The following is a 26,420-nucleotide window of genomic DNA, read 5'->3' on the forward strand; positions in this document are numbered from 1 at the left end:
ATCGCTTTATATACCAAGCGTCATCAACGGTTATGGATGAGCATAGACAGGGCTTGGCACTCTGCAAGCCACTATTCAGCCAGCATTTCTAACAATGCACGGGCGGCGGCTGAAGGTGGACGATTTGGCGTACCGACCAAGGCAAATTCACGGTGCAGCGGCATCTTCAGTGCCATCACCCGCAGCCCCTTACGCTGGATAGGCAGGGCCATTTCCGGCACCAGCGTGACACCAACCCCCTCGCGCACCAGGCTGAAGGCACTGTTCCATTCGCGCACTTCCACGCGGATATCCCGCAGGGTCAGCCCCGCTGCGGCCCCCAGGCTGCGCGCATTGGCGGTACAGCCACCGGTGGCCAGCACGAAAGGCTGCTCCAGTAACTCCTCAAGCGACACACACGCATCAGCCGGGCGTTGCGCCAGGGCATGGTTCGCTGGCAGCACGGCCATCCATAAGTCACGGCCCAACACGGTGGCATTGCGCTCGGGCGCGGGGTTGAGCACCACGCCCAGGTCGATGAGGCCGGTGTCGAGCAGGGTGAGTACTTCGTTGTCGGTGACATCCAGGGTGGTGACCTCGATGCCGGGATAGAGCTGCGCAAAACGCTGCAACGCAGGTGTCAGAAACGTCGCCAGCACCCTCGGGAAACTGGCGATGCGAATCGTCCCCCGCAGCATGGGCCTGGCTTCGTCCACAGTGCTGCGGATCGCCTGCAAGGCACCGAGCATCACCCGCGCCTGTTCGATCACACTCAAGCCCAACGCCGTAGGCAAGGTCTTGCGCGGTTCACGGGTGAACAGTTGCGCGCCCAACGTCGCCTCCATGCCGGCCATGGCCTGGCTGGCAGCGGACTGGGTCATGCCTACCCGCTCGGCGGCGGCGGTGATGCTGCCGTGATCGGCCACGGCCACCAGCAGGCGCCAGTGCATCAGGTTCATCATGGCAGTAGCTGTCCTTATGGCAGGGGTCTGAAGGTTTAATTTTACGCACGGTGCCACGCCCGCGAGACTGGCGCAAATTCAACGGAGCTGCCCCAGATGAAACTGTATTTCTTCCCTCACGCCTGTTCCCTCGCCCCGCATATCGTGTTGCGCGAATTGGCGTTGCCGTTCGACCTGGTGCTGGTCGATAACCAGGCCAAGACCACCGCCGAGGGTGAGGACTTCCTGCAGATCAACCCCAAGGGCTACGTCGCCGCCCTGAAACTGGACAACGGCCAGGTACTGACCGAAGCCAGCGCGATCCTGCAATACCTCGCCGACCTGAAACCCGCCGCCGGCCTGGCCCCTGCCAATGGCAGCTGGGAGCGGGTGCGTTTGCAGGAATGGCTGAATTTTATCGCCACCGAGATTCATGGCGGCCTGGCGGTGTTCTTCAACGACGCGATCCAGGGCGACGTGCGTGCGCTGTTCGAGGCCACACTCTTCAAGCGTTTCGCGGTGCTGGTGCAAACGCTGGAGCGCCAGGATTACCTGCTGGGGTCGCACTACTCGGTGGCGGATGCCTACCTGTTCGTGGTGCTGCGCTGGGCCGCGTTTCACGCAATTGACCTGGGCCGGTGGCCGGCGCTGGCGGCGTTTCAGCAACGGGTGGGTGAGCGACCTGCGGTGGTTGCCGCATTGGCCGCTGAAAACCCATGAGTTGAGATGAAGCGGCTCAGCGCCAACACATCCACCGAGCCCGAGCGATCCTGATCCAGGTGCGCCACCTGGCTGCGCACCGCGGCATGGATCTGCCCGGAGCCCTGCCCCAATCGCAACGCACCCCGCAGGTCCACCGCCTGCGCCGCGACGATCAGCTCGATGCTGGCCAGCCACACGACCCGCTCGACCAACCGCCGGGTCTTGTCGACCACCGCCAAGGCCTGCCCCGCATAGTCTTCGACACGATCCGCCACCGGCACGCTCACCGCCGGCAGCGGATTGGCCAAGTGCCCGATTTCCGCGACCAGCGCCGAACTGGTGCGCTGCAACGCGGCCATGCCGACATGACCCGGTTGAGTGATCAGGAAGCGCGGCAAGTCACTGGAGCCAGGCGAGAGCAACTTGGCGATGCGTTCTGCACCGCACGCCGCCACTCGATTCAGCGCCAGGCCCAGCCCTTCTGCGGCGAGCGCCAGATGCGTGCTGTCGAAATTCGCTGTGGCCAACACCAGCGCTTCCTCGCTGATCAATGCCGGATTGTCCGCGCCGCTGCGCAGTTCCAGTTCGATCAGCTCATGCAACTGGTGCAACGCCTGCTGCGCCGCGCCCTGGACCACCGTGGCGCAGCGAAAGCTCAGTGGGTCTTGCAGGCGACGTGGGCTGTCCGCCAACTCGCCCCCCGCCAGCAAGCGCAACAGCGCCGCCGATTGCTCGGTTTGCCCCGGGGCCGGGCGCAGGCGTGAGGCCCATGGCTGGAACGCACTGAGATTGGCGCGGTAGCCTTCACACGACAACGCCAGCGCCGCGAGCACAGCCTCCAACGCCTGCTGCGCCTCAGCCACCAGCAACGCACCGAGCCCAACGCTGGCGGCATTCGCCGAGACCAGCGCCAAGCCATCCTTACCGGTCAAAGGCACCGTCAGCGCCAGGCTCAGGTGCGACAACGGCGCCAGGTCGCTTTCGCCCAGGGAACCCAGCAACGGCACCTCGGGCTCGACGCTTGAGTTGAGCAGGTCCAGCAATGCCTGCGCCGCTGCCGGTGAAATCCCCGAGCGACCCTGGGCCAACCCGGCCAGGCGCGTGGCGGTGATGGCGCGCAACTCCTGGCGATTGGCAAGGCGCCCCACCCCCACCGCACGCCCCAACGGAATGCTCGCCTGCACCGGCGCCACCGGCGTATCCAACGCCGCGCCAAGGCCGGTGTTGACGCCATAGATCGGCGTGCCGTCAGCCGCCAGTTTCACCAGCAGCCGATGGCCTTCGTCGATACGTTGACGTGCCGATTGACTGAAATCCGCCGGTATATCCTGCCGCGCAATCGCCAGCAAATCCGCCAGTACCAAGCCTTGGGGGTCGAAGTGAATCATGCCCAGCGCAACCGCTGGCCGATGCCCAGGCGCCTGGATTTCTCCAGCAGCGCATGGCCCAATGCGATATCACTGAGGCTCAGCCCGCGATGCCAGAACAGGATGGTTTCCTCGGGGGTTTCCCGGCCATTCTTCAAGCCGGCCACGATCTGGCCCAACTCGGCATGCAGGGTCTCGGCGCTGAGTTTTCCTGCATCGACATGGGCACGCAACGAACCGAACAGACCGCCCTTGCACTGGCCCCAATCATCCACCACCAACTTGCTCATGATGTCGGTGAGCGACAGCTCCACCGCGCTCATGGTGCCGTAGGGCACCACGAAGGCGCCGAGTTTGATCCACTCGGTGCGCAGCAGCGGTTCGGGCTGGTCCAGGCGCGAGGCCTCGACGACGATGTCGGCGCCACGCACGGCGGACTCCCAATCGTCGGTGACGATCACCGGTTTACCCAGGTCCCGGCGCAGGCCTTCGGCAAAGGCCTCGCGGCTTTCACTGCGGCGCGAGTGCACGCGGATTTCGTCGAAGTCGAACAGGTGATCCAGCAGGCGCACGTTCCAGTAGGCCGTGCCGCGCGCGCCGATATGCGCCAGCACCTTACTGTCGGGCCGGGCCAGGTATTTGGCGCCGATGGCCGTGACCGCGCCGGTGCGCATATCGGTGATCGCCGAGGCATCCAGGATGGCCCTGGGAATGCCGGTGGCCGGGTCCAGCAGGTTGAGAATCGCCAGTTCCGAGGGCAGGCCCTTGCGATAGTTGTCGACAAAATCCCCTACCACCTTGACCCCGGCATAACCGATAGCGCCGCCAAGCACACCGCGCAGCACGTTGAAGTGGCCGTTGATCTCGCCACCGGGAATCAGGTGGGTACGCGGCTCGATCACCGCCTCGCCACGGCCCTGGATCGCCAGGCTGGCTTCGATGGCGCTAAGGATTTCATCGTTGGAGAGACCCAGTTCGTCGATGTCGAGGCCGTTGAGAAAATCGATGTAGATCGGTTGCATGGTCTGCTCACTGATTAAGGGCTTTTGTGGTTGTGGCAAGCCCGCTCACCACACATTCATGGCGCTTTGAAGACGGCTTGCTGCACGTCGACCTTTTTCGGGATCAGGCCGTTGGCGAAGAACAGGTCCGCCGTGCGTTGCTGGGTCGCGACGTCCGAGGTTTGCAGCGGCCGGATCGGCGCGGGCGAGCGGTGTTCGAAGTAGCTTTTCACCACCGCCGGTTGCAGGCCCAGGGTCTTGGCCATCAGTGCGATGCTTTCTTCGGGCTTGTCGAGGGACAGGCGCTGCGCCTTGCCCAGGGTCTGGATGATCGTGCCGATGGACTGCGGGTACTGCTTGGCAAACGGGCTGCTGACCACAAAGAAACTGCCGGCCGGGTTGAGGCCCTGGCCGTCACCCAGCACACGGGCGGAGCCGTCGACCACGGCGGCGGAGTAGTACGGGTCCCACACCACCCAGGCATCGACTTTGCCTTGCTCGAACGCAGCACGACCATCGGACGGCGACAGGTACACCACGTTCACGTCCTTCCATTGCAGGCCGGCGCGCAGCAGGCTTTTGAGGAACAGGTTGTGCGCGCTGGAGCCCTTGAGCAGCGCCACGCGCTTGCCCTTCAGTTCAGCCACGCTCTGCACCGGACTGGCCTTGGGCACCAGCACCGCTTCGGTCTTGCCCTCGTTGGGCTCGACGGCAAAGTATTGCAAGTCGATGCCGGCGGCCTGGGCAAAGATCGGCGGGATGTCGCCGATATTGCCGATGTCCAGGCTGCCGCCATTCAGCGCTTCGATCAGCGGCGGGCCACCGAGGAATTCGATCCACTGCACCTGGGTGCCGGGCAGCGCCGCTTCGAAGAGTTTGTGCTCACGGGCCAACACCATGCTCACCGAGCTTTTCTGGTAACCGATGCGCAAGGTGGAGGGCTCGGCCGCCAGCACGTGACTGGTGATCAACGAAAGTACAGCTGCAGCGAAGACTTTAAGCATCAGAGCGCTCCCTTGACCTTGGCCGCGACATCCGCCGGCACCCATTGTTGCCAGACGTCTGGATGGTCCTTGAGGAACGCTTCAGCCACCTGGCGGGGCGGCGTGCGTTTCTCGCTCATGTCGCCGAGAATGCCGTTGAGCAGATCAATCGGCAGGTCGACCTTTTCAAACACACTCACCAGTTGCGGGTACTGCGCCTTGAACGGCGCCGACACACCAATCGCCAGGCGTGCCGGCATCGAGCGGGTGCCGATGGGGTTGGGGTTTTTCGCGTCGGACAGGGTCTTCCAGGCATCAGCGTTGAACGGCGGCTCTTCCAGCTTGACCAGCTTGAACCGGCCCAGCAGCGGCGTCGGCGACCAGTAGTAGAACAACACCGGCTTGCCACGGCGGATCGACGACGCCACTTCGGCATCCAGCGCCGCGCCGGAGCCGGTGCGGAAGTTGACGAAGCTGTCAGTGAGTTTGTAGGCCTTGAGTTTCTGGCTGTTGACGATCTCCGAGGTCCAGCCGGTGGGGCTGTTGAGGAAGCGCCCACGACTCGGATCTTCGGGGTCGCGGAACACATCCTTGTAGCGCGGCAGGTCGGCCACCGACTTCAGGTCCGGCGCCAGGGGCTTGATACCGCGTGCCGTATCGCCCTTGATCACGAACTCCGGCACCCACCAGCCTTCGGTAGCGCCTTTGACCGTGTCGCCCAGGCCGAACACCTTGCCCTCGTTTTCCGCCTTGACCCACGCCGGACTGCGCCCGGCCCACTCTTCGCCGATCACCTGGATATCGTCCTTGGCCAGGGCGGCTTCCAGGCTCACGGTGCTGCCGGGCAGGGTGTCGGTGGGCAAGCCGTAGCCCTTCTCGACGATCAGGCGCAGCACCTCGGTGATCAGGCTGCCGCTTTCCCAGGTGATGTCACCGAAGTGGATGGGTTTGACGGCTTCGGCGGCGTGGACGGTTGGGGACAGCAGGCTCAGAGCCAGCAGGCCGCCGCCCAGGAGTTTCTTCAGATGCTTCATCGGCAACCTCATAGTTGTGCGGTGATGTTCGTTAAAAGTCATAACTGAGCCGCGTGTAGTAGAACGCCCCTTCCGGCGCCGACGGCGACAGGTAGCTGTACTGCTGGCCCGGGGTCTGGCGCAGGCGGGTGTTGAAGTCGTCGGGTTTGCTGTCGAACAGGTTGTTGGCGCCGATCGACAGGCGCAGTTGCTGGGTGAACGCGTAGTTCACGTCCAGGTCGGTGTTCCATTGCGCGGCGAAGGTCTGGTCGTACTGGGCGTTGGCTGCGCTGGCGGCGTATTTGCGGTACTCGCCGTAGCGGGTTTCGCTGAGGGCGATGGTCCAGGCGCCGATGCGGTGGGTGGCGCCGAGCACCAGCTTGTCTTCGGGGTAACCGTGTTCGAGGAAACCACGGGCTTCGCGGGTGAGGATGTCGAACCCGTTGGGGTTCTCGTGGACCTTCTCAATCGTGGTGCGCGCCTTGGTGTAACCGGCCGACAGGCTCAATGCGCCGTACTGCGCCAGGTCCAGGTTGTACTTGCCGACGATGTCGACACCCCGCGTGCGCGTATTGGCCGCATTGGTCATGAACTGCGCCCAGGTGTACTGGCCAAACCCGGCCTGCTGCAGGATCTGTTCGGCGCGCGGCCCGGAAATGCCGCCGCTGTAGAGCAGGCGGTCACGGATCGAAATCTGGTAAGCGTCAATGGTCAGGGACGCGTTTTCGACCGGCCGCAGCACCAGGCCCAGGGAGTAGTTGGTGGACTTCTCGGGCTTGAGCGGCTCGGCGCCCAGGGCACGGGCGGCCGGGTTGTCGGCGGGCAGCATGCGCGTCAACACCGGGTTGCCGTTGATGTCGACGTTGGTGGTGGTGGTCCACGACGTGCCGATCTGGCCCAGGGTCGGTGCGCGGAAGGAGTTGTTCACCGTGGCGCGCAGGCCCACCTGCGGGGTGAAGTCATAACGCGCCGAGAGCTTGCCGGTGGTGGCCGAACCGAAGTCCGAGTAGTGCTCGGTACGCCCGGCCAGGCCGATCTGGAATTTATCGGTGAGCTGATGTTCGAGGCCGAAGTACACACCGCCGACATCACGCTTGTAGGTGCCGGCGTCATCCGGCGTGAGCCCGGAGGCTTGCACCGCTCCGACCTGCACGCCGTTGATGCCGCCAAAGGAGTAAGACTCGTAGTCGCCCTCTTCCAGCCGATATTGCTCATGGCGGTAGGCAATGCCCGCCGAGACGGTCAGCGGATGGCTCGACCAGTTGACGTCCAGATCCTTGGCGTAATCCAGGCCGAGGTTGGTCTGCTCGTTGACCAGGGTGGCCACGTCGAACTTGGTCGGGCTGTTCAAGCCGTAGCTGGGGTTGACCGTGTTGAAGGCCAGTTCATCGTGCTGGTCGCGTCCGTAGGTGGCACTGAGGTCGAAGCGGCCGAGGGTCTCGTCTTCGTAGCGGGTGCCGACGGTCAGCGCACCGTCCTCATAGCGGTAGCGGTACTTGGGAATGGTGCCGTTGGGGTAGATGCCCGGCACGTTGTTCGGGTTGTTGGCCAGCAGCGGCGGCGTGTTGTTCACCGACTTGTCCTGGCCGAAGGTGGCGAAACTGTAGAGCCGCCACTGGTCGTTCAGGCCGATTTCGGCATTCGCCGCCAGGTTGAATTTATCGCGCCCGGCACCGCCCCAGCGGGGGTCTTGCAGTTGGCCGTCGGCGACATATTTGTCGCCAATGTCGGTGGGTTTGTTGTTGAGGGTGTTGAAGCTCAGCGTGAGGAAACCATCCCCCGGCAAGCCCAGGCCGTACCAGCCATCGGTGGTCTTGCTGAAGCCGTCGCCCTGGGCGTATTTGCCCAGCTGGGTGTTGACCTGGCCGCCGCTGTCACGCTCCTTGAGCACGATGTTGACCACGCCCGCCACCGCATCCGAACCGTATTGCGCCGAGGCGCCATCGCGCAGCACTTCGACGTGGTCGATGCTGCTGATGGGGATCATGTCCAGGTCCACCGGCTGCGCGCCAATGAACGGCACGCCACCGGAGATGTTCACCACCGCCGAAGCATGGCGGCGCTTGCCGTTGATCAGCACCAGCGTCTGGTCCGGGGCCAGCCCGCGCAGGGATGCGCCCTTGGGGTTCTGGCCACGGGTGGCGCTCTGGTTCTGCGGAAAGTTGAACGACGGCAGCAATTGGAACAAAGCCTGGTTGAGGCTGGTGGCGCCGGTCTGCTTGAGTTCTTCGGCGTTGATCACATCCACCGGCGCGGCGCTGGTGAGGGCCGTGGCGTCACTGCGCCGGGTGCCGATGGCGACCACGCGGTCCAGGGTCGGGGCCTGGGCGGCGCTGGTCTGGGCCTTGACGTTGCGGATGGCGTTGTTGCTCGCGCTTTCCTTGATGATGAACGCGCCGTCCGGGCTGACCTGGACGTGCAGGCCGGTGCCCTTCAGTGCGGCGTCGACGGCCTGTTGCGCCGACAGCGAACCGTCTACGCTGGACGAAGAATAGTTTGCCAACTGTGGCGTGAACGAGATCACTTGGCCGCTTTGCCGGCTGATATCGAGCAGTACTTCATCCAACGGGCCAGGGGCAATATGGTAGACCTGGCGCGCCTCTTCGGCACTGGCGGCGAACGTGAAAAACAGACTGGCCAACGGCACCAGGGCAAAGGTTCGACGCGGCAAACGGTTGAACTGACTCACTTTGGCTCCCCCCAAGGAAACTCGAGAACGCTGCTCCCCGCAGCGCTTACGGGAGTGATGTGGCACGGCCGGGGGGAAACTTGCAGATCGTTTGGTTATGTCGATAGAACCAAGGTCACGCGGCATTGACGTTCACCCACAAACCGGTGCGGCGAGTGATGTGGATCGGCAGGGTGCGCGCCAGGGTATCGAGGATTTGCTGAGGGTTGTCCAAGCGGTACAGGCCGCTGACACGCAGGCCCGCCACGGAGGGGTCCAGGCGCAACACGCCATTGTGGTAAGGCCGCAGCGCCTCGATGACTTCAGACAGCGGGCGGTCGCGCACTTGCAGGAAGCCGTCGACCCAGGCCGTGGCTCCGGAGGAGCTGGCCTGCACCGGGCCGAAACCGGCACGGTCGTAGTGCACCTCATGGCCGGCGGCAAGTTGCAGGCGCTCGCCGTTCTGGCTGTCGATTTCCACCGCGCCGTTCAGCGCCACGACCTGGCCCTGCCCTGCCCGCTCGCGCACCAGGAGGCGGTTGCCATAGGCACGCAAACGCGCCTGGTCGGTCTGGATCATAAAAGGCCGAATGCGATCGCCAGCCACCCTGGCCAGCAACTCGCCTTCGCGCAGGCGCACCAGGCGCCGTTGTGGGTCGAACTGAATATCCGCCGCGCTTTGCGCGTTGAGCGACAGCTCGCTGCCGTCGTCCAACGTGACGGTGCGGCGCTCGCCGGTGCCGGTGCGGATATCCGCCGTGAGGTCCGCCAACGGCACACCCAGCGGCTTGGCCAACCAAGTCGCGCCGGCAGCCACACCAGCACCGACCAGCGCGACCTGTAACACCTGGCGACGGCTGGACGGTGCGTCCAATGCCTGCTGCAACAGCTGGCCGCTGACCCCTTGTGCCTGGGGAATCTGGAACACGCCGAGGCGCGTTTCCAACTGCCGGCACAACGCGTCATGGCGTGGGTCGGCGGCACGCCAGAGTTGGTAGCGCTGCCAGTCGCCCGCCGTGGCCTGGCCGGAACGCAGCAGCACGTACCAGCGCGTGGCGTCGTTGATCAGGTCGTCGTTCATTCCAGGCACAGCCGCAGGCAACGGTTGAAGGCGCGGGTCATGTAGTCGCTGACCGAACGCTGGGAAATCCCCAGCTCGGCGGCGATTTCCGGGTAGGTCAGGCCATTGAGTTGCGAAAGCAAAAAGGTCGCCTTGACCTTGGCCGGCAAGCCGTCGAGCAGCTGGTCGATGGCGTGCAGGGCTTCGAGCATTTGTGCCAGCGCCTCCGCAGACGGTGCGGTGCACGTCTCGTCATGGTCGAGCGCTTCGAGGTAGGCGCGCTCCAAATCACGACGGCGCCACAACTGGTACATCAGGCGCTGGGCGATGGTGGTGAGCAAGGCGCGGGGCTGGCGGATCGGCACCACACCCGGCGCACTCAGGAGCTGGACGAAGGTGTCGGCGGCAATGTCTTCGGCGTGGGCGCGGGAATCGAGATGGCGGTGCAAACGGCTGCACAGCCAGTCGTAATGACTGCGGAACAATCCGCCCACGTAATCGCTGTGAGAAGTGTCGGCGCCGGACATAGTGGCTCCATTTGAGAGGGTTGCACGTTATGTCCGGTGTTCCGGTGGAGCGATCCTAGCAAGGCTGCTTATTCTTTAATAATATTTAAAAGGTATTTTTATATAACTCTATTGAAGTACAGGATAGCCGACGTTGACGGCCTGATCCTGGTAGGTCAAGAGCACCGCGTAGTCGTCTTCGCTGGCGGGGAATACTTCATGCAAGCCCAGTGTCTCGGCCACCTCGGGTAAGTCCTGCAACGCCTGGTTCATCGCCCGGCGGATCTGAACCACCTGTTCATCACTCAAGCCCGGCGGGCCGATGTAGGGCAAGGTCGGGCTCGGCGCACTGTGGGTGACGATGCGCAGCCCCGCCACCTCTTGCGGCGCGAAGCGGGCGAGGTAGTCGTAGGTCACGCTGTCGATAGCGGCGAGGTCGGCACGGTCTTCGCGCAGCCAGCGCAGGCTTTCGCGATGGGCGCCGCTGATGCCGACACTGGCGAAGAAACGCCCGTCGCGCTGCAGCGGCGCCAGGCGTTCGCGCAACAGGTTCATGCCGCTGTTGGAGTCGTGGCCGTTGATCACGCCACGGCTGTTGTAGAAGTCCGCCAGAGGGTGGCGCGGGTTGTCGTCGCGGGTCAGCAACAGGCTGAAATGTTCGCCCCGGCTGCTGTGGGGCAGCTCATAGCGCGGTCGACCGATCACGCGGACCTGGCCGCGCAATTGGGTCATCAGTGGATAACCGCAGGTTTGGGTCACCAGCAATTCGGGGGCGAGCCACAGGCCCGGCAAGTCCAGATGATCGGCATTGAGACGGCACAGTCCGAGGTGTTCAAGGATGCGCTCCAGCCACTGTTGGTTGGCCTGCCGGATCGGCTCGGGCGCGACATACATCAGCAGTTCGGCGTAGTGCTCACTCATGCTCGTCTCTCACGCAAAGGGGTGCCGGGGGCTGTCGATGGCCTTGAGCCCGTGGCGGCCGATCAAGTGGCCGTAGCCTTGCACCAGGAAGCCGCCGCTGCGCGCGATCCATTGTTCACGCCGGGCACGGTAGACCGTGGGCAGCAAGTACCAGGGCAGTTTCGGCAAATCGTGGTGCACCAGGTGCAGGTTGTTATTGAGGAACAGCCAGGTCCACGGCCAGGACGCTTCGTTGAGCACGCTGCGTTGCTCGGGCCGGGGGTGCGGGCGGTGTTCATAGTAGGAACGGATCGAGGCCAGGGACAAGGCCGGCACGCTGACCAGCAGCAGGTAATGCCCCACCGACAGCGCGCTGTAGTGGGCGATGAATATCAACATCAGCATGGTGACGGCACCGTGGGCCAGCCACATCGGCCATACCTGGGGCAGGCGCTGGCATTCGTGGCGGATCAGGCGGCCAATCGCCAAAGGGGCAGAAAGCAGGAAGCGACCGAGCACGGTCTTGGTCACCCCATGCACGCCGCGTTCGAACAGCGAGCTGTGGTCCCATTGCTGCTGGGTGAGGTAGCGGCTTTCCGGATCGATGCCCGGCAGGGTCAAGTCTTCGTCGTTGTGGTGCAGCAGGTGGCTGTCGCGGTACAACGTGTAGGGGTACCACACGGCAAAGGGTGCATAGCCGAGAAGTTTATTGAGCAGCAGCGAACGGGTGGGATGGCCGTGGAGCAGTTCGTGTTGGACCGACAACCACAGCGTCACGAGCGGGATCAACAGCAGTGTGCTCAACCACGGGCCCAGCCAGTGACTGCCAAGGATCACGGCAAACCAGCCGGCGTATACGCCGATCAACAGCAGCCAGGTCGGCCATTCGGTTCTGGCGGTAAAGCATTGGGCCAGGGTTTCGATTTCCCGGCGTTGGGCAGGATCAAGGTAGTGGGCCATCGGCAGCTCAGAGCAGGTGTTTCCTGCTCTGTGCAATGGCGCGGGAAAATCTTGCAGAACGTTTGGCTATAAGCTTGTAACTCAGTGACCGAACAGGCCTGTCTCGGTTTTCTTGGCTTTCTTGTCGGCGCGTTTTTCATCCGCGGTCTTCGCCGGTTTTTTCTTCGCGGCTTTCTTTGAATCCATACCTTTGGCCATGATGCGTACTCCACTTTAAGGGGATGCAGTCATGGGTATACCACCTATTGCCTCGCACAAGGCGTTTATAATCCCCGGCCCTTGATCACGCTGCCTGAAGACCATGCCCCCATTGCACATCGAACCGCTGGCCGAGCCCTTGTGGCCCCTGCTGAACAAGTTTTACCGCAGCCACAATTCGTCGATGAAAGCGCTCAAGGGCGGGCGCTTGTGGGTGGCGCGCGACAGCGAGATTGTCGCCGGCCTGTGCCTCACGCCCGTGGTTGGCGGGCAGTGGTTGACCGGGGTGTTCGTTGACCCGGCCTATCGCGGCCAAGGCTTGGCGGCGCGGCTGATCACGGCGGCTGCGGCCGATGTGAACGGTACGTTGTGGTTGCTGTGCCATCCGGAACTGGAAGGGATGTACCGGCGCATGGGCTTCACCCAGGACACGCTGCTGCCGCAGTCGCTCAACGAACGGCTGGTGCGCTACAAGCGCAACAAACCGATGATCGCGATGGGCTTAGATCGTTTGGTGAGGTCGACCACCGATAATGTGTGATCAGCATGTACAGGGCCCATGCTAGCCTCGGCGGCACAATGGCCCTTTCCAGGATGATCATGAAAACGACGCTCGCAGCTCTCTCCCTCACCGCCCTGCTCACCCCGGCCTTGAGCCAGGCCGCCGACGCACCGATCAGCGCCCGGCAGTACCAAAGCGTGCTGGCCGGCAGTTGGCGCGACCCGGCCAACAGTGCCCGCGACGGCTATCGCCACCCGCAACAGACCCTGGAGTTTTTTGGCCTGGGCGCCAGGCAAACCGTGATCGAGATCACCCCGGGCGGCGGCTGGTACAGCGAAGTACTGGCGCCGCTGCTAAAGGATCACGGGCAGTACATCGCCGCCGTGCAGGCCGCGAGCAGCAGCGCTTACGCGCGCACGTCGGAAGAGAACCTGAAGAAGAAATTCGCGGCCGACCCTACGCGCTACGGCAAGGCCTCGGTGGTGGAGTTCGATCCCAAGGCGCCGGTATTCGGCAAACCCGCTTCGGCGGATGCGGTGCTGACGTTTCGCAATGTGCATAACTGGGTAGCGGCAGGCACCGCGCCGGCGACGTTCAGTGCGTTCTACCGGGTACTGAAACCGGGCGGTGTGCTGGGTGTGGAAGATCACCGGGCCAAGGACGGGGCGGATCTGCAGGCAATCAAGGACAGCGGCTACCTGACCACCGCCCAGGTGGTGAAGCTGGCGACCGATGCCGGGTTCAAGCTGGCGGGACAGAGCGAGGTGAATGCCAACCCGAAGGACACCAAGGATTACCCGGCAGGCGTGTGGACGTTGCCGCCGACGTTGAAATTGGGGGAGCAGGACAAGGCGAAGTATGTGGCGATTGGCGAGTCGGATCGGATGACGTTGCGGTTCGTCAAACCGACCCAATAACCCGCCTTGAAATACAGTCACCCTGTGGGGCTTGCCCCCTCCCACAGGGTGATCTCAGTATGTCTGAGAGTTAGTCGTCGGCGGTGGGGTCCATGTCCGGGAACATCACCTCGATAAACCCGAACTTGCTGAAGTCGGTGATCCGCGACGGGTACAACCGGCCGATCAGGTGATCGCACTCATGCTGCACCACCCGCGCATGAAAACCGTCGGCAAACCGCACAATCGGCTCGCCTTTGGGATCAAACCCTTCATAGCGAATCTGCTGATAGCGGTCCACCGCACCACGCATACCGGGTACGGACAGGCAACCTTCGTACCCCTCTTCCAACACCGGGCTGAGGGGGGTAATCAACGGGTTGATCAGGATCGTCTGCGGCACCGGTGGCGCGTCCGGGTAACGTTCGCTGGCCTCGAAGCCGAAGATCACCAATTGCAGGTCTACGCCGATCTGCGGTGCGGCCAGGCCTACGCCGCCCACGTGTTCCATGGTCTGGAACATGTCATCGATCAATTGCCACAGCTCGGGGCTGTCGAACATTTCCGGCGGAACCGGAGGCGCGATACGCAGCAAGCGCTCGTCGCCCATTTTCAGGATTTCACGGATCATCGATCAGACTTCGTCAGGGGTGGGCTTGGAGTGGTCCCGGCCGAGGCCGGAGACGTGCTGTTTTTCGCCGACAGGCGGCGCGGACTGATCGAATTCCTTCTCACCCGGGTCCTTGCCTTCGGCGGACATGTGTTCGATCACCGCGTTCATTTCCGCCCCCAGCAGCAACACGGCGGCGGAAATATAGAAATACAGGAGCAGCACGATGATCGCACCGATACTGCCATACATTGCGTTGTAGTCGGCGAAGGTTTTGACGTAGTAGCCAAAGCCCAGGGACGCGACGATCCACACCACCACCGCCAGCACGGAGCCTGGGGTGATGAAGCGGAATTTCTGCTCGACGTCCGGCATCACGTAGTACATGAGGGCCACGGCGAACATCAGCAAAATCACGATCAACGGCCAACGCAGGATGGTCCACAGGGTCACAACGAATTCCTGCATGCCGATCTGCCCGGCCAGCCACTCCATCACTTGCGGGCCCAGTACCATCAGCGCGGCCGCGGCCAGCAACATACCGGCGATGCCGACGGTGTAGAAAATCGATAGCGGGAAGCGCTTCCAGATCGGCCGACCTTCCACCACGTCGTAGGCGGCGTTCATCGCGCTCATCATCAGGCGCACACCGGCCGAGGCGGTCCACAGCGCAATCACGATACCCACCGACAGCAGGCCACCCTTGGATTGCTGCAACTGGTCGATCACCGGGTTGACCTGCTCGAGGGCCTGGGGCGGCAACACCAACTCCGATTGCAGGCGCAGCCAGGTGAAGAAATCCGGCAGGTGCAGGAAACCGATCAGGGCAATCAGGAACAGCAGGAAGGGGAACAGCGAGAACAGCATCTGGTAGGCCAGTGCCGAAGCGTAGGTGGGCATTTCGTCATCGACGAATTCCTTGACGGTACGCAACAGCACTTTATGCAGCTTCAGACCATCGAGAACCGGAAAAATCATAGCGTCTCCTTTCGCCGCATAAAGGTTGAGTTTGTGGGCGACTCAGGGGCCGTTTTCTACATCAAGGTAGCCTATTTGGCGACCTTGAAACAATTTCGAAACTTTAATCACGCCATGTGACATAAAAACGGCCATCCGTGGATGGCCGTCAGGTTGCGCAAAAGCAGGCCTATTTGGTCGCTTTTTTTACCGCGTCCTTGGTATCGCCGACGGCTTTTTCCACCTGGCCTTTCTTTTCCTGCACCACGCCTTCAGCGCGCAGTTTGTCATTACCGGTGACTTTGCCGACGCCTTGCTTGATATTGCCGACGGCCTGGTCTTTCAAGCCTTTTGCCTTATCCGCTGTGCTGCCCATGGTATTTCTCCGAAAGAACAATCAAAGGGTTTTGGTCATTACCTAAAGATTGACCCGGGGCCGTTCGGCAGAGTTTCAATTATTTTCGTCAGGCATTTCATCGCCGACCGCAGGTTTGGCTTTATGTTTTGCGGCCAACCCACGAGAATGCCCGGCACATTCAGGCTGTAACGCTGAAGCACAGATCCCGTAGGAAGGTTATGAAACTCAATAAAGCACAGGCCATCGCCCGCAGAAACACCGAACTGGGCGGTGCCGTACTCGGCGTCAACAACTGCCACTTCACCGACCTGGACCGCAAGCGCAACATCTGGTGGTTCGACCTGCCGGTGGGCCGGATTGCCGTGGGCCAGTACGAGTGGATCCACCTGTTGATGCACAACGCCGAGACCGACCAGTTGCTGCACCTGAAGGTGCCGACAGTGTTCCTGCGTGAAAAGCTCGAAGGCCTGGTGGTGCGCAATGCGGGCAAGCGCAAGCCTGAGATCACCCTGGAGCTGAGCGCGGACAAGGACTCGTTCTTGAAAGATGTGCGCCCTGCCGGGGCTGGCGTGAGCTTCGCGCAGTTCGCCCTTTAATTGCCTGTGCCGCAAACCCTGCCCAACTAATGAATGCCTGAAGTGATCTCGCGACTGTATTGACGCCGTCGCGAGACCTTCTTGCTTACATATATTTCAAAATGTAACTATACTGGCCTGCATTTTTCGAAAATGGAGAGTTCGGTATATGGAGCGGTATTTGTCATGGATACGACAACTCAATCAGCGCGCTGAAACACCTCAAACCCTTGAGGAATTTATTGAATCAGCCTCGTTATTCAGCCACACACTAGGCTTCGAATTCTTCTCCTACTCCGTGTGTGAAACCACGCCCTTCACGCGTCCGAAGATCCATGTATTTGGCAACTACCCCGGTCAATGGCTGCATCGATATAAAGAACAGAACTATACGGTCATTGACCCGACCATACGCCATTGCAAAGTCTCGTCTGAGCCTGTGCGCTGGTGCAGTGCCTTGTTTGAGACGTGTCCGCAACTGTGGACAGATGCCAAAGCCTTCGAACTAAACTTTGGCATCACCCAACCCTCTTTCAATGCCCGTGGCTATATCGCGTTACTTTCCCTGGCCAGAAAAAACACCTCTATTCAAGACCCCGAGTGGGAAGCGCTCAAACCGTTAATCAAAGCTTTCTCCGAAACCGTTGGCTACCGCATCTTCGAACTGGAAGATGCGCTGGCCAATACGTTGGATATCGAACTTGGACAAAAAGAGAAAGAAGTGCTGCGCTGGACCGCTGATGGAAAAACATCGGAAGAAATAGGCCGCATATTAAATGTGACCGCCGATGCGGTGAACTTCCACCTGCGCAACATTCAAAAGAAAATGGGGGCCTGCAATCGAGTTCAGGCGGTCACCTATGCAGTAGCCCAAGGCCACATATAGGCTATAGCGGCGTAGCTGAAGTCAGCAGCTACGCCAGCCGCCTGTCACGCAAACGTATCAATGGCAGCCTGCTCATACAGCCAGCGCACCACGTTTTGCACCTCATCCCCATCGGCCTGCACCCGCACCGGCCCCGCCCCCTGCAATACGCCGATCAAGTCACGCACGGCACTCAACTCCTGCACTCGCAACATCGCCCCGGCCGCAAACAGCAATCCTGCCTGTTCATTCAGTGCCAGCAGGTACAACGGGCTATCGGCTCTTGCCTGGAACCTGGCCTGCGACCAATCCACCACGGCCGAGCGCCCCACGGCGCGATCACGAATAATCCCGTTGGCAGACAACTTGAGCAGCATCTGGATTTTGCTGTTATCCCGGATTGTGTCGACAAACCTGGCAACCTGCACCGGCAGTTCTACATCGGCCAACGAGTCGAACACGCCACCGGGCACAGGGGTGATAGCGCCGGTCTGGGCACTACCGGCGCTCGAGGCAATGGCTGCCTTGATCGGGTTTTCACAGAAGCCCTGCGCCGTACCGTGACTGAACATGCCCACCGACACGGTGAGAGTCGTTTCCAACGTCTCCAATTTGTTGTAGTGCCACCAACCGGCGGGAATGAATAAAATCTCACCGGCCTCGACCTCATAAATCGTGGCATCGCCGACATAGGGGCTGACGTCGATATGGCCGAAGCACACACCATTCAACGCAGACTTTTTCTCCAGGGCCATTTCATCGAAATACGCCGGCGGCCAGATCATCATGCGTTTGCGGCCATACAACGGAAACAAAAAGGTATCGCACGAATCGTTATGCAGGCCGATCCATGTGGAACGGTAGCGCCCACCGATAAAGACCGCGTTGGCCCCCGGATAAGGCATGCCGTAGCGCTCAATGTAACCGTGAGTGAATGCGCGCAACCGGGTGGCCACGGTACTGGAATGCTTCAGGCAGTAGTCGCGGGTGAACGTGATGCCCTCAGCGTTATTGAGGGCGGCAAAGTCCCGGACAAACTGCTCGAACCCGTCAAATGCCTGGGGAAACCCGGGCACTGCCGGTTGCTTGAGCATCTGGCCGTCCGCATTGACGGTCATGTCGCCTGACTCGACCACGTTGCGCGCCAGTTCAAAAACGTCCTCAAGGTTCATGAGCGGCTCGCTCAGTACGTCCTGCCCCATCACCACCGGTAGGGACTTGTCCTGGGAGAGACTGACGAAACGCTCCCAGAAAACCGCCGGCACCGTCGGCGTATTGTTAGCGTTGCACACACGTGCGCGGATCGTGGCAGTCATCGTTCGTCACCTTCAGTCCGGGAAAGCATCTGGGTAAAAATCCTTGTAGACGTTTTTGATCTGGTCATCGCTCATGCCCAAGACACGCACCAGGGCAGCACTGAACATGCACGGGACAACGGCCAGGACAATGAGCAAACCCAACGCGGCCATTGCGTAGCTCACGCCCAGCGCGCCGGAAAATGCCCCTCCTACCAGCGCGCCAAACGGAATGACCATGCCGGAAACAAACGAGGTCGCCGAACCGATCCGGTTGCGGTAATTGTCGGGCGTGGCCAGCATGCGCACCGTCGATGTGTTGACCGTGACCATGACCAGGCCAACCCCGCCGATGAACAACAGGGGTACGGTGACGCTGGCGAACCAACCGGGCCGGGCGTGGAAAAACTGACTGAAAAGTCCACAGCCCAGCATCGCCAACCCGACCAGCAGGAAACCGGCAAATACGACGCCGGGCCTGCCCCAGCGCCCGTTGGCCCGCTTGACCAGAAACAGGCTGCCGAGCAGCAACCCCACTGCAAAAGCGCCTTCCGTCACGGCGATCAACCACAGGTCCTGCGGAAAATAGCGGTTGATCAACACCGGAAACAGCACGGCGAACAGCGGGTACAACGAAAAGTTGACGATGAACGCCAGCAGGCTCAGGTTCCATTCAGGCTTGACCCGGTAGAGAGCGGTGAAGCCTTCACGGGTGCGTGTGTACCAGGCCGTCAGATAGGAAAGCTGTCGCGCGCCCCCCACAGGGTTGGCGGCAGGCGTCCTGACCATGCCGATCAGCACCAACGCCACCAGCACTGCCGCTGCGTTGAGCCAGAGCGTGCCCAAGACCCCCAGCGGCCCCAGTAGAATGCCGGCGGCCAATGGTCCCATTAACGCCGACGAAGAACCGACGATGCTCCTCAGCCGCACCGCATCGCTGACCCTGTGGGTAGCGACCAGGGCCGGCGTCAGGCTCATCTGGAGCGGATCGCGGATGCCGATGGCAACGCCCGACACGGCCAGGCAACCGGCGATCAGCCAGGGCAGGTACAGGTCCAGTGTGCCAAGGCCCGCCAGGACCAGCGTGGTCGCTGCGCTGAGGACGTAACAGCCCACCAGCAGGCGATGGCGATCATAGTGGTCGCCCAACCAGCCAAACAGGGCACGCGACAGCACATCCGCCAGGGTCGCAACCGCAACAAAGCCCGCAAAGGTCAGCGGATTCGCGGTCTTGCCCAGCACCCACCAGGCGATCGCAAACTGCCCACAGCGCGTGCCCACGGCGTTGAGGAAGGCCGCCCATTGGATGAGGTAGAAATCGCGCCCCAGGCCATTGAGGGACGAGCCACTCATTGCGGCACCCCATCACGGCTCAACCGCGCCAGGCAACCGGCGGCCAGGTAGGCATCCAGCCCTCCGGTCAGGCTGCGGCATTGCCCGTCACCGACTATGGCGTTGATCGCGCTCAGGGCTTTCAAGCTGCGCACACCACTTTTGCAGTAGATCACCGTGTCGACGGCGGGCGCCGCCTGGGCCAGGCGCTGTGGCAACTGGTTCAAGGGCATGTTGATCCCGCCCAAGGAAATCGCCAGATGCTCGTGCTCATCCCGTACATCGATCAATTGCACGGGAACATCACTGCGCAACCGTCGCTCCAGCGCCAGTGGGGAAATGGCATACCGCTCGCCGACGGCCACCGCACAGCTCGCTTCAATTTCACGGGGCTGGAGGATCGAAGGCCGCTCGCCGCTCAAGGGGTTGCTCGCCCGGTGACGCACAGACACCTGGCGCAGGTGCAGGCTCAAGGCATCGAACAACATCAAGCGGTTGGCCGCCGGCTCGCCCACTCCGGCCAGGATCTTGATCGCCTCCAGCGCCTGGATCGAGCCGACAATCCCCGGCAACACACCCAGCACACCGGCCTCGCCGCAATTTTGCGCCAGGCCGGCCGGGGGTGGTTCAGGGAAGATATCGCGCAGGTTGGTCGAGCGCCGCCCCTCGGCATCCGTCAGGTTGAATACACCCACCTGCCCCTCGAACTGGCTGATCGAGGCATACACTAGGGGTTTGCCACCGAGGTAGCACGCATCGTTGAGCAGATACTTGGTGGTGAAGTTGTCCGTGGCATCGACAATCACGTCATAGCCTTGCACATAGGCCAGTACGTTGCTTTGGCTGAGCCGTTCGGCGAAATGCCGGATGTCTATGTGCGGGTTGTTATCGAGCAGCTTCTGCCGAGCCACGGCTCCCTTGGGCGCGCCGATGTCCCCAACGCCGAACAATAACTGCCGATGCAGGTTGCTGACGTCGACGGTGTCATCCTCGACAATGCCGATGTGACCGACACCGGCCGCCGCCAGGTACATCAGCGCGGGGCAGCCAAGCCCTCCAGCGCCCACCACCAGCACCTTGCCAGCCTTGAGACGGGCCTGGCCTTCGGGGCCAAAGCCCTTGACCAGAAAATGCCGCGCGTAGTGGGCCTGTTCGTCGCCGCTGAAGCGTTCGTCGCTCATATCAGCCTCCCGCCACAGCGCTGATGATCAGGGCAGTGGAATGCGCGCTCAGGGGGATTTCACTCCACTGTTCTTCATCGGCGTAAGGGATGTCATCGATCACCAGGCTGATAAAAGGCTTGAGGCGGTATTCGCCTTCGACGATGGCGCTATACAGCAGGGGCTCGTCAGCGCGCAGGCCTTCCATCAGTTGCAGAGCGTTTGCACAGGGCAGCGTCCAGGTTTTCCGACCATTGGTCAGGTCGGCGAACTGGCTGGCAATAACGATTTGGGGCATGTCGGGTTTCCTTGCGAGGACACAATCAGGTCGTGATGGCAGTCACTCAGTGCGTTGAACACCAAGCGGCCCATCGGCGTGAAATACGGGCGTTCGGCGGCAATCTCCAGGCAACCGGCCAGATAGCGTTGCAGGTACACCTGGCGCGGGGTGCCTGCCGCCGCGCCGGACACATCGCGGTAATACCTCAAGGCCGCGGCGGCAAAGTGCGCGGCCGCCATCACGCCACGCAACGTCTTGCCACGGGTGCCCGATGGCAGCACATAGTCCCTGGGCGCCTGCGACGTTTGCAGGTCATAAACCTCCATCACGAAGTTCAGCCAGATATGCGCGTGCTCATGCACCAGGGTTTCTTCCAGGGGAATGGCCGAGTCGAAGGCTTGTTCGCCCAGGTAAATGGTCTGGGGGATCAACGCACTGGTGGAGCTGCTCATGGGTTGCAACAACTTGCAGTAGCGAATGGGAATGTTGAAAAAGCTGCGCCAGGCGGGGCTCACCTGGCAGATGTTGGCCGTGGCGGACTGGATGCTCTGTTGCTCCACGGCCGAACAGGCTGTCGAGTCGAATTCCTCGACCTGGCTGGCGGCCAAGCGCTTGAACAGCGCACGGGCATTGACCGGCTCCAGGTAATCGGTCAACGCGTCATGGGCCTGCGGCGCCGCGTTACGACGGCTACAGGCAACAGCGGTCAGCAAGGTCGCCGGCCGCACACCTTCATTGATAAAAGGCAGGCCGCCAATCGTGTGGAAAAACGTGTCCGGGGTCATAAGCCGCTCAACCCACCGCTTCTTCGGCGCGCCAGCAGCGAGAGGCCAGGAAGCCTTGCAAGTCCTGGCTTTTGACGCGGTATCCGTTGAAGCCACCCAGGGCCTCATCCACGTCCTGGCGCGTCATCTGACCGGTCGCCAACAACAGTTTCTTCAACCGCGACAAGGTTCGCTCGGCGTACCAGCGTTCCTTGAGATCCTGAATGATGGCCTGTGCATGATGCGTGGAAATCTTCTGCTGGTCCTGCAGGGCGCTGACGAACCCCCTCAGATGAATCAGTGGCTCGGACATCGCGCGATAGGGTGCGTCAATTTCATGCACCAGCGTGACCTCATCGTCGTCGAACTCCGGGTCGTCACGGTAATGACCATAAACAACTCCATAGCCTTGCATGCCGAGAAAGCGCATTTCGCCGGCCCTGATCGCCCCCATGGACGCCAGGCCCCATACCTGCCAGCCATTCTGGATCGCACGGCGAATTTCGATATGCCCTACGGAAGGGAAGCTGTGGAACGTACCATCCACGATGGCGATACAGCCCGGCTGCGGGTTCTGTGCGACCAGGGCCTGGATGTCACCGCGCCTGGCCGGCGCATGCACCACTACGTCAGCGTGCCCGGCCAAGACCTGCTCCATCCCGGATGCCGTAGGCCCTACGAATAAATGCAGCTTCATGCGTGCTCCTACCCTAGCGTGCGATATAGCGGGACAGGCGAGGACCTGCGCGCTTGAGTGCCGGCTGGAACGACTCCATGCCTGGGATAACGATCTTGACCACCGCCAACGGTGAATCATTTTTACTCAGCACCACCCGCAGCACCTGGCCAAACCCTGCGCTGCGCAGGCGATCGAGCAGGCATTCCAACGCTGAATCAATGCTATGGATCTGCGCGTTGGCATCCTCGATGTCGGAGTAGGCAATGGCCTGGTGCGCGTCGTTGACGTGACCGCGCAAGCGCGCAACGGCGTCAAGCTCTGCCTGGCGATCGCTCGCGCTGAAATACTTGAAACGCTCGATCAGATCGTCCCGGCCACCGTGTATGTAGGAAAGCCGTGACTGCGCGGCCTCGGCGAGTCCCCGAACGGCAGCAATGTCGCGACACAGGTGCAAGCCCGAACCGCAAGAGATGGCAATGGGCGCATCGTCGGACGGTTCCATGATGAACCCCTGGACATAGGGCAGCCCGATCACGCTGGGGGTGTAGCGTACGACGGCGCTCAATCCGGCGGCCTCGACCCTGGTAAACAACGGGTCCAGGGTTTGCACCGCACAATCGCGCAAGATCAGGCGCGAGGTGTCTTTCATGAAATTGAACGCTTGCACGTCGCGCTCGACGATTTCGGCGATGCCATGCACGCTGGCCTCGTCCACGGTATTGCCAGAGCTCAGACCGTTGGTGCTGGTGCCGAAAATACGCTGCCCCTGGTTTTCGCTGAACGGTGAAAAAATCAGCTCGGCCGGTACGGCGAAGGTCTGTCCGGTGGCGATGTCCTGCGCATGGACGCACGCCAAGGGCCCGTCGGGATCGATCGGCGCCCCGAGGATCGGGCAGAAATCAACGAAATCGTGGACAAAGCCGGCTTGTGCCGCGACCTTGCGAGGCGTGGAGACAAATACGTCGATGTTTCTATTGCGGTATTCGGCGATGGCAAACTCGATGGCCTCCATGTAGGCACCCACGCGTGCCTCTTCCATGCGCATGCCTTTCCCGGCACTGACACAGAGCGAGCCCTCAACCGCATCGGGTCGAATACTGGCAAATACGGGAATACCAATCTTGTCCAGCCACGTGGTATTGGTGACACGCGTGATACCAAACTCCACGGCAAGTTTCCTGGCGTGGGTCAACGTGTCGGACAATGAGGCCTTACGCAAACTTGAGGTCATGCGATACATAAAGAAGCCCGTTGAAATACTGATCGCTAGTTGCGTGCTATCCGAACAATCGAATAGCACGCAGCGTGTTACTTACCGGCGTCTTCAATATCAGCGGAGATATTGTTGTTGGATTCGTGAATAACGAAGCCAGCACGCATTTGACCTTCATCGTTCAGGATGTCGGCAAACGCATCTACAGCAGAAGCATCAAGTGCGAATGTTTCGTTAGTTGCATTATTCATAGTGATTTCCTCGAATAATTGAATGCCGTTATCGGCTATCACTTTTCGGGGGCTGACGCATTCAATAAACAAATGCGACATTGTGTCGCCCCTAAAACAGCCCTGAGAGTTTTAGAGCACATGGCGATTACGCTCAACTACAAGATTTGGTAGGTCCACGGGTGTAAATCGGTTCAATAGGCGCGCACGTCCAACAGGGCTGGCGGAAAGTCGGTACACCGGCAACTTTTGCATTTATGTACAGAGGGGCAAAAAAGGCCGATTTGTATATCTATTCGCCGCAGTAGTGGCCCTATGCAACCAATCAACACAAGCACTCGAACAAACAGCAGCCAATAAAAAACCCGTACTTCACTGAAGTACGGGTTTGCATGAAACGGGTGACTTTTTACTTTTTAACGCCCAGCTTTTTCAATTCTTCGTCACGCAGCTCACGCCGCAGGATCTTGCCTACGTTGGTGGTCGGCAGGGCATCGCGGAACTCGACAGCCTTGGGCACTTTATAGGCCGTGACATTGGCGCGCATATGCTCCATCACTTGGTCCTTGGTCAGGGTGGCACCCGGCTTGACCACGATAAAAAGCTTGATGTGCTCCCCGGACTTCTCGTCCGGCACACCAATGGCCGCGCACTGCAGCACGCCCGGCAGGCCCGCCAGTACGTCTTCCAGCTCGTTGGGGTACACGTTGAAGCCCGAGACCAGGATCATGTCTTTCTTGCGATCGACGATGCGCATGTAGCCGTCCGGCTGGATGATCGCGATATCACCGGTCTTGAGCCAGCCTTCGCTGTCGAGCATCTCGTCGGTGGCGTCCTGGCGCTGCCAGTAGCCCTTCATCACTTGCGGACCTTTGACGCACAGCTCGCCGGTTTCACCCAGTGCGAGTTCGGTGCCGTCGTCGGCGATGACTTTGCAGACGGTGGACGGCACCGGGATGCCGATGGTGCCGATCTGGATATGCTGGATCGGATTGACCGTGGCCACCGGGCTGGTCTCGGTCATGCCGTAGCCTTCGCAGATGCCACAGCCGGTCACGGCCTTCCAACGCTCGGCCGCCGCCAGTTGCAGGGCCATGCCGCCGGACAGGGTGACTTTCAGCGCAGAGAAATCCAGCTTGCGGAACGCCTCGTTGTTGCACAGCGCCACAAACAGCGTGTTCAGGCCGACAAAGCCGCTGAACTTCCACTTCGAAAGTTCCTTGACCATCGCCGGCAGGTCGCGCGGGTTGCTGATCAGGATGTTGTGGTTGCCGATCAGCATCATCGCCATGCAATGAAAGGTGAACGCGTAAATGTGGTAAAGCGGCAGCGGCGTGATCAGGATCTCGCAGCCTTCATTTAGGTTGGAGCCCATCAGCGCCTTGCACTGCAACATGTTGGCGACCAGGTTGCGATGGGTGAGCATCGCGCCCTTGGCGACGCCGGTGGTGCCGCCGGTGTATTGCAGCACGGCCACATCGCTGCTGGCCGGGCTGGCATCGCTGACCGGTTGGCCGTGCCCCTTGGCCAGCACGTCGTTGAACTTGATCGCCTTGGGCAGGTGATAGGCCGGGACCATTTTCTTCACGTACTTGATAACGCTGTTGATCAGCAGGCGCTTGAGCGGCGGCAACAGGTCGGCGACTTCGGTGACGATCACATGCTTGACGGCGGTCTTGGGCACGACCTTTTCCGCCAGGTGCGCCATGTTGGCAAGGCACACCAGGGCCTTGGCGCCAGAGTCGTTGAATTGGTGTTCCATTTCCCGCGCGGTGTACAGCGGGTTGGTGTTGACCACGATCAGGCCGGCGCGGATGGCGCCGAACACGGCGACCGGGTATTGCAGGACGTTGGGCAGTTGCACCGCGATTCGGTCGCCGGGCTTCAAGTCGGTGTGCTGTTGCAGGTACGCGGCGAAGGCGCCGGACAGTTCGTACAATTCACCGTAGGTGATGGTCTTGCCCAGGTTGCTGAAAGCCGGTTTGTTGGCGAAGCGCTGGCAGGACTGCTTCAGTACCGCCTGAATATTCGGATACTCGTCTGGATTGATTTCTGCGGCAATCCCGGCGGGGTACTTATCCTTCCAAAAGTCTTCGTTCATGGAAGCCCACTCCTCAGCGACGTCAGCGACGCGAATTCATCATCGCATTTGATGCGATTATTATTGGTGTATGTTTTTTTAGGTGAATCTGGCGCTTTCAAGCAGGCCGAGACGTCACAAAGCGCGCCGAGAGTAGCAGCTTTGCCAAAGGCCGCCTAGAGCCAAAAGAGGGGGTCACGGTCATAAACACGACTGTCCTACAATATTTGGTCACACTTTAAACCAAGCTGAAATAGCGGCATAGATGGCTCTGGAACGGGGCTTTCAGAACAACACAGTACAAATGTGGGAAGGGGCTTGCCCCCGATGGCAGTGGTTCAGTCTA

The 26,420-nt window shown here is 61.3% G+C and carries 27 protein-coding genes; 5 read left to right on the forward strand and 22 right to left on the reverse strand.

Annotation, left to right across the window (positions count from 1 at the left end; translation table 11 throughout):
* Window positions 1-71 precede the first annotated feature (71 nt).
* Window positions 72-941, reverse strand: coding sequence for a LysR family transcriptional regulator (locus LUU92_RS22500; RefSeq protein WP_257102667.1), 870 nt, complete (start codon window positions 939-941; stop codon window positions 72-74).
* Window positions 942-1,037: 96 nt separating this feature from the next.
* Here LUU92_RS22500 and gstA point away from each other — a divergent pair, with 96 nt between their 5' ends.
* Window positions 1,038-1,640, forward strand: a complete 603-nt coding sequence (gstA, locus tag LUU92_RS22505; protein WP_093125380.1) for a glutathione transferase GstA — start codon at window positions 1,038-1,040, stop codon at window positions 1,638-1,640.
* Here gstA and LUU92_RS22510 read toward each other — a convergent pair.
* From LUU92_RS22510 to LUU92_RS22550, 9 genes are all read right to left on the reverse strand, one after another.
* Window positions 1,580-3,010, reverse strand: coding sequence for an aromatic amino acid lyase (locus LUU92_RS22510; RefSeq protein WP_257102668.1), 1,431 nt, complete (start codon window positions 3,008-3,010; stop codon window positions 1,580-1,582). The two genes, gstA and LUU92_RS22510, sit on opposite strands and share 61 nt — an antisense overlap.
* Window positions 3,007-4,011: an ornithine cyclodeaminase family protein gene (locus LUU92_RS22515; protein ID WP_071489472.1), complete on the reverse strand. Its 1,005-nt coding sequence runs from the start codon at window positions 4,009-4,011 to the stop codon at window positions 3,007-3,009. The genes LUU92_RS22510 and LUU92_RS22515 overlap by 4 nt, the downstream gene beginning before the upstream one ends.
* 56 nt (window positions 4,012-4,067) lie before the next feature.
* The gene (locus tag LUU92_RS22520) at window positions 4,068-4,994 is read right to left on the reverse strand and encodes an aliphatic sulfonate ABC transporter substrate-binding protein (protein WP_257102669.1); all 927 of its coding nucleotides are present in this window, start codon (window positions 4,992-4,994) and stop codon (window positions 4,068-4,070) included.
* Window positions 4,994-6,007 carry an ABC transporter substrate-binding protein gene (locus LUU92_RS22525; RefSeq protein ID WP_071489470.1) on the reverse strand — a complete coding sequence of 338 codons (1,014 nt, stop codon included), beginning with the start codon at window positions 6,005-6,007 and terminating at the stop codon, window positions 4,994-4,996. The genes LUU92_RS22520 and LUU92_RS22525 overlap by 1 nt, the downstream gene beginning before the upstream one ends.
* Before the next feature lie 31 nt (window positions 6,008-6,038).
* Window positions 6,039-8,675: a TonB-dependent receptor plug domain-containing protein gene (locus tag LUU92_RS22530; protein WP_257102670.1), complete on the reverse strand. Its 2,637-nt coding sequence runs from the start codon at window positions 8,673-8,675 to the stop codon at window positions 6,039-6,041.
* Between the two features lie 115 nt (window positions 8,676-8,790).
* The gene (locus LUU92_RS22535; protein ID WP_257102671.1) at window positions 8,791-9,735 is read right to left on the reverse strand and encodes a FecR domain-containing protein; all 945 of its coding nucleotides are present in this window, start codon (window positions 9,733-9,735) and stop codon (window positions 8,791-8,793) included.
* Window positions 9,732-10,241, reverse strand: coding sequence for a sigma-70 family RNA polymerase sigma factor (locus tag LUU92_RS22540; RefSeq protein ID WP_071489467.1), 510 nt, complete (start codon window positions 10,239-10,241; stop codon window positions 9,732-9,734). Before LUU92_RS22540 ends, LUU92_RS22535 begins: the two co-directional genes overlap by 4 nt.
* Before the next feature lie 108 nt (window positions 10,242-10,349).
* A complete protein-coding gene (locus LUU92_RS22545) occupies window positions 10,350-11,141 on the reverse strand; it encodes a phosphate/phosphite/phosphonate ABC transporter substrate-binding protein (RefSeq protein WP_257102672.1) in 792 nt (263 codons plus the stop codon).
* A 9-nt stretch (window positions 11,142-11,150) separates the two neighbouring features.
* Complete coding sequence (locus LUU92_RS22550; protein WP_257102673.1) at window positions 11,151-12,080, reverse strand: fatty acid desaturase; 930 nt, start codon at window positions 12,078-12,080, stop codon at window positions 11,151-11,153.
* Window positions 12,081-12,381: 301 nt separating this feature from the next.
* On the opposite strand from LUU92_RS22550, the gene LUU92_RS22555 reads away from it, so the two are divergent.
* A complete protein-coding gene (locus LUU92_RS22555) occupies window positions 12,382-12,819 on the forward strand; it encodes a GNAT family N-acetyltransferase (protein ID WP_071489464.1) in 438 nt (145 codons plus the stop codon).
* A 59-nt stretch (window positions 12,820-12,878) separates the two neighbouring features.
* Window positions 12,879-13,697 (forward strand): class I SAM-dependent methyltransferase, encoded by an 819-nt coding sequence (locus LUU92_RS22560; RefSeq protein ID WP_257102674.1) that lies wholly within the window; start codon window positions 12,879-12,881, stop codon window positions 13,695-13,697.
* Between the two features lie 70 nt (window positions 13,698-13,767).
* Here the strand turns inward: LUU92_RS22560 and def are convergent, their stop codons facing one another.
* The 3 genes from def to LUU92_RS22575 all read right to left on the reverse strand — a co-directional run bounded on the left by def (window position 13,768) and on the right by LUU92_RS22575 (window position 15,619).
* The gene (gene def, locus LUU92_RS22565; RefSeq protein WP_071489462.1) at window positions 13,768-14,307 is read right to left on the reverse strand and encodes a peptide deformylase; all 540 of its coding nucleotides are present in this window, start codon (window positions 14,305-14,307) and stop codon (window positions 13,768-13,770) included.
* Window positions 14,308-14,310: 3 nt separating this feature from the next.
* On the reverse strand, window positions 14,311-15,264 hold the full coding sequence (locus tag LUU92_RS22570; RefSeq protein ID WP_058423207.1) for a YihY/virulence factor BrkB family protein: 954 nt from the start codon (window positions 15,262-15,264) through the stop codon (window positions 14,311-14,313).
* A 169-nt stretch (window positions 15,265-15,433) separates the two neighbouring features.
* Window positions 15,434-15,619, reverse strand: a complete 186-nt coding sequence (locus LUU92_RS22575) for a CsbD family protein (RefSeq protein ID WP_071489461.1) — start codon at window positions 15,617-15,619, stop codon at window positions 15,434-15,436.
* A 200-nt stretch (window positions 15,620-15,819) separates the two neighbouring features.
* Here LUU92_RS22575 and LUU92_RS22580 point away from each other — a divergent pair, with 200 nt between their 5' ends.
* Together LUU92_RS22580 and LUU92_RS22585 are read left to right on the forward strand one after the other, a co-directional pair.
* Complete coding sequence (locus tag LUU92_RS22580) at window positions 15,820-16,197, forward strand: hypothetical protein (RefSeq protein ID WP_016973105.1); 378 nt, start codon at window positions 15,820-15,822, stop codon at window positions 16,195-16,197.
* A 148-nt stretch (window positions 16,198-16,345) separates the two neighbouring features.
* Entirely contained in the window at window positions 16,346-17,062 is a 717-nt protein-coding gene (locus LUU92_RS22585; protein ID WP_257102675.1) for an autoinducer binding domain-containing protein, read from the forward strand.
* 44 nt (window positions 17,063-17,106) lie between these two features.
* Here LUU92_RS22585 and LUU92_RS22590 read toward each other — a convergent pair whose 3' ends face one another.
* From LUU92_RS22590 to fadD1, 9 genes are all read right to left on the reverse strand, one after another.
* Entirely contained in the window at window positions 17,107-18,357 is a 1,251-nt protein-coding gene (locus LUU92_RS22590) for a cupin-like domain-containing protein (RefSeq protein WP_257102676.1), read from the reverse strand.
* Window positions 18,358-18,369: 12 nt separating this feature from the next.
* Window positions 18,370-19,689 carry an MFS transporter gene (locus LUU92_RS22595; RefSeq protein ID WP_071489459.1) on the reverse strand — a complete coding sequence of 440 codons (1,320 nt, stop codon included), beginning with the start codon at window positions 19,687-19,689 and terminating at the stop codon, window positions 18,370-18,372.
* Window positions 19,686-20,849 carry a ThiF family adenylyltransferase gene (locus LUU92_RS22600; protein ID WP_071489458.1) on the reverse strand — a complete coding sequence of 388 codons (1,164 nt, stop codon included), beginning with the start codon at window positions 20,847-20,849 and terminating at the stop codon, window positions 19,686-19,688. Before LUU92_RS22600 ends, LUU92_RS22595 begins: the two co-directional genes overlap by 4 nt.
* A 1-nt stretch (window position 20,850) precedes the next feature.
* The gene (locus LUU92_RS22605; protein ID WP_222540325.1) at window positions 20,851-21,126 is read right to left on the reverse strand and encodes a MoaD/ThiS family protein; all 276 of its coding nucleotides are present in this window, start codon (window positions 21,124-21,126) and stop codon (window positions 20,851-20,853) included.
* On the reverse strand, window positions 21,087-21,893 hold the full coding sequence (locus LUU92_RS22610) for an aKG-HExxH-type peptide beta-hydroxylase (protein ID WP_257102677.1): 807 nt from the start codon (window positions 21,891-21,893) through the stop codon (window positions 21,087-21,089). Before LUU92_RS22610 ends, LUU92_RS22605 begins: the two co-directional genes overlap by 40 nt.
* Before the next feature lie 7 nt (window positions 21,894-21,900).
* Entirely contained in the window at window positions 21,901-22,569 is a 669-nt protein-coding gene (locus LUU92_RS22615) for a TfuA-like protein (protein ID WP_257102678.1), read from the reverse strand.
* Between the two features lie 13 nt (window positions 22,570-22,582).
* On the reverse strand, window positions 22,583-23,791 hold the full coding sequence (locus LUU92_RS22620) for a YcaO-like family protein (protein ID WP_306459257.1): 1,209 nt from the start codon (window positions 23,789-23,791) through the stop codon (window positions 22,583-22,585).
* Between the two features lie 68 nt (window positions 23,792-23,859).
* Window positions 23,860-24,096: a hypothetical protein gene (locus LUU92_RS22625; RefSeq protein WP_071489453.1), complete on the reverse strand. Its 237-nt coding sequence runs from the start codon at window positions 24,094-24,096 to the stop codon at window positions 23,860-23,862.
* Between the two features lie 307 nt (window positions 24,097-24,403).
* Window positions 24,404-26,095 carry a long-chain-fatty-acid--CoA ligase FadD1 gene (fadD1, locus tag LUU92_RS22630; protein ID WP_071489452.1) on the reverse strand — a complete coding sequence of 564 codons (1,692 nt, stop codon included), beginning with the start codon at window positions 26,093-26,095 and terminating at the stop codon, window positions 24,404-24,406.
* Window positions 26,096-26,420 lie beyond the last annotated feature (325 nt).

The organism is Pseudomonas extremorientalis (assembly GCF_024584605.1).
Classification (GTDB): domain Bacteria; phylum Pseudomonadota; class Gammaproteobacteria; order Pseudomonadales; family Pseudomonadaceae; genus Aquipseudomonas; species Aquipseudomonas extremorientalis.

Excerpts from the sequence above, each read along its gene's own strand:
- LUU92_RS22535 (WP_257102671.1), bottom strand. The coding sequence starts at position 9,735 with ATGAACGACGACCTGATCAACGACGCCACGCGCTGGTACGTGCTGCTG.
- LUU92_RS22515 (WP_071489472.1), bottom strand. The coding sequence starts at position 4,011 with ATGCAACCGATCTACATCGATTTTCTCAACGGCCTCGACATCGACGAA.
- LUU92_RS22575 (WP_071489461.1), bottom strand. The coding sequence starts at position 15,619 with ATGGGCAGCACAGCGGATAAGGCAAAAGGCTTGAAAGACCAGGCCGTC.
- LUU92_RS22520 (WP_257102669.1), bottom strand. The coding sequence starts at position 4,994 with ATGCTTAAAGTCTTCGCTGCAGCTGTACTTTCGTTGATCACCAGTCAC.
- LUU92_RS22510 (WP_257102668.1), bottom strand. The coding sequence starts at position 3,010 with ATGATTCACTTCGACCCCCAAGGCTTGGTACTGGCGGATTTGCTGGCG.
- LUU92_RS22580 (WP_016973105.1), top strand. The coding sequence starts at position 15,820 with ATGAAACTCAATAAAGCACAGGCCATCGCCCGCAGAAACACCGAACTG.
- LUU92_RS22625 (WP_071489453.1), bottom strand. The coding sequence starts at position 24,096 with ATGTCGCATTTGTTTATTGAATGCGTCAGCCCCCGAAAAGTGATAGCC.
- LUU92_RS22550 (WP_257102673.1), bottom strand. The coding sequence starts at position 12,080 with ATGGCCCACTACCTTGATCCTGCCCAACGCCGGGAAATCGAAACCCTG.
- LUU92_RS22620 (WP_306459257.1), bottom strand. The coding sequence starts at position 23,791 with ATGTATCGCATGACCTCAAGTTTGCGTAAGGCCTCATTGTCCGACACG.
- LUU92_RS22555 (WP_071489464.1), top strand. The coding sequence starts at position 12,382 with ATGCCCCCATTGCACATCGAACCGCTGGCCGAGCCCTTGTGGCCCCTG.
- LUU92_RS22525 (WP_071489470.1), bottom strand. The coding sequence starts at position 6,007 with ATGAAGCATCTGAAGAAACTCCTGGGCGGCGGCCTGCTGGCTCTGAGC.
- LUU92_RS22545 (WP_257102672.1), bottom strand. The coding sequence starts at position 11,141 with ATGAGTGAGCACTACGCCGAACTGCTGATGTATGTCGCGCCCGAGCCG.
- LUU92_RS22540 (WP_071489467.1), bottom strand. The coding sequence starts at position 10,241 with ATGTCCGGCGCCGACACTTCTCACAGCGATTACGTGGGCGGATTGTTC.
- def (WP_071489462.1), bottom strand. The coding sequence starts at position 14,307 with ATGATCCGTGAAATCCTGAAAATGGGCGACGAGCGCTTGCTGCGTATC.
- LUU92_RS22595 (WP_071489459.1), bottom strand. The coding sequence starts at position 19,689 with ATGAGTGGCTCGTCCCTCAATGGCCTGGGGCGCGATTTCTACCTCATC.
- LUU92_RS22570 (WP_058423207.1), bottom strand. The coding sequence starts at position 15,264 with ATGATTTTTCCGGTTCTCGATGGTCTGAAGCTGCATAAAGTGCTGTTG.
- LUU92_RS22615 (WP_257102678.1), bottom strand. The coding sequence starts at position 22,569 with ATGAAGCTGCATTTATTCGTAGGGCCTACGGCATCCGGGATGGAGCAG.
- LUU92_RS22585 (WP_257102675.1), top strand. The coding sequence starts at position 16,346 with ATGGAGCGGTATTTGTCATGGATACGACAACTCAATCAGCGCGCTGAA.
- LUU92_RS22605 (WP_222540325.1), bottom strand. The coding sequence starts at position 21,126 with ATGCCCCAAATCGTTATTGCCAGCCAGTTCGCCGACCTGACCAATGGT.
- fadD1 (WP_071489452.1), bottom strand. The coding sequence starts at position 26,095 with ATGAACGAAGACTTTTGGAAGGATAAGTACCCCGCCGGGATTGCCGCA.
- LUU92_RS22590 (WP_257102676.1), bottom strand. The coding sequence starts at position 18,357 with ATGACTGCCACGATCCGCGCACGTGTGTGCAACGCTAACAATACGCCG.
- LUU92_RS22500 (WP_257102667.1), bottom strand. The coding sequence starts at position 941 with ATGATGAACCTGATGCACTGGCGCCTGCTGGTGGCCGTGGCCGATCAC.
- LUU92_RS22610 (WP_257102677.1), bottom strand. The coding sequence starts at position 21,893 with ATGACCCCGGACACGTTTTTCCACACGATTGGCGGCCTGCCTTTTATC.
- gstA (WP_093125380.1), top strand. The coding sequence starts at position 1,038 with ATGAAACTGTATTTCTTCCCTCACGCCTGTTCCCTCGCCCCGCATATC.
- LUU92_RS22560 (WP_257102674.1), top strand. The coding sequence starts at position 12,879 with ATGAAAACGACGCTCGCAGCTCTCTCCCTCACCGCCCTGCTCACCCCG.
- LUU92_RS22600 (WP_071489458.1), bottom strand. The coding sequence starts at position 20,849 with ATGAGCGACGAACGCTTCAGCGGCGACGAACAGGCCCACTACGCGCGG.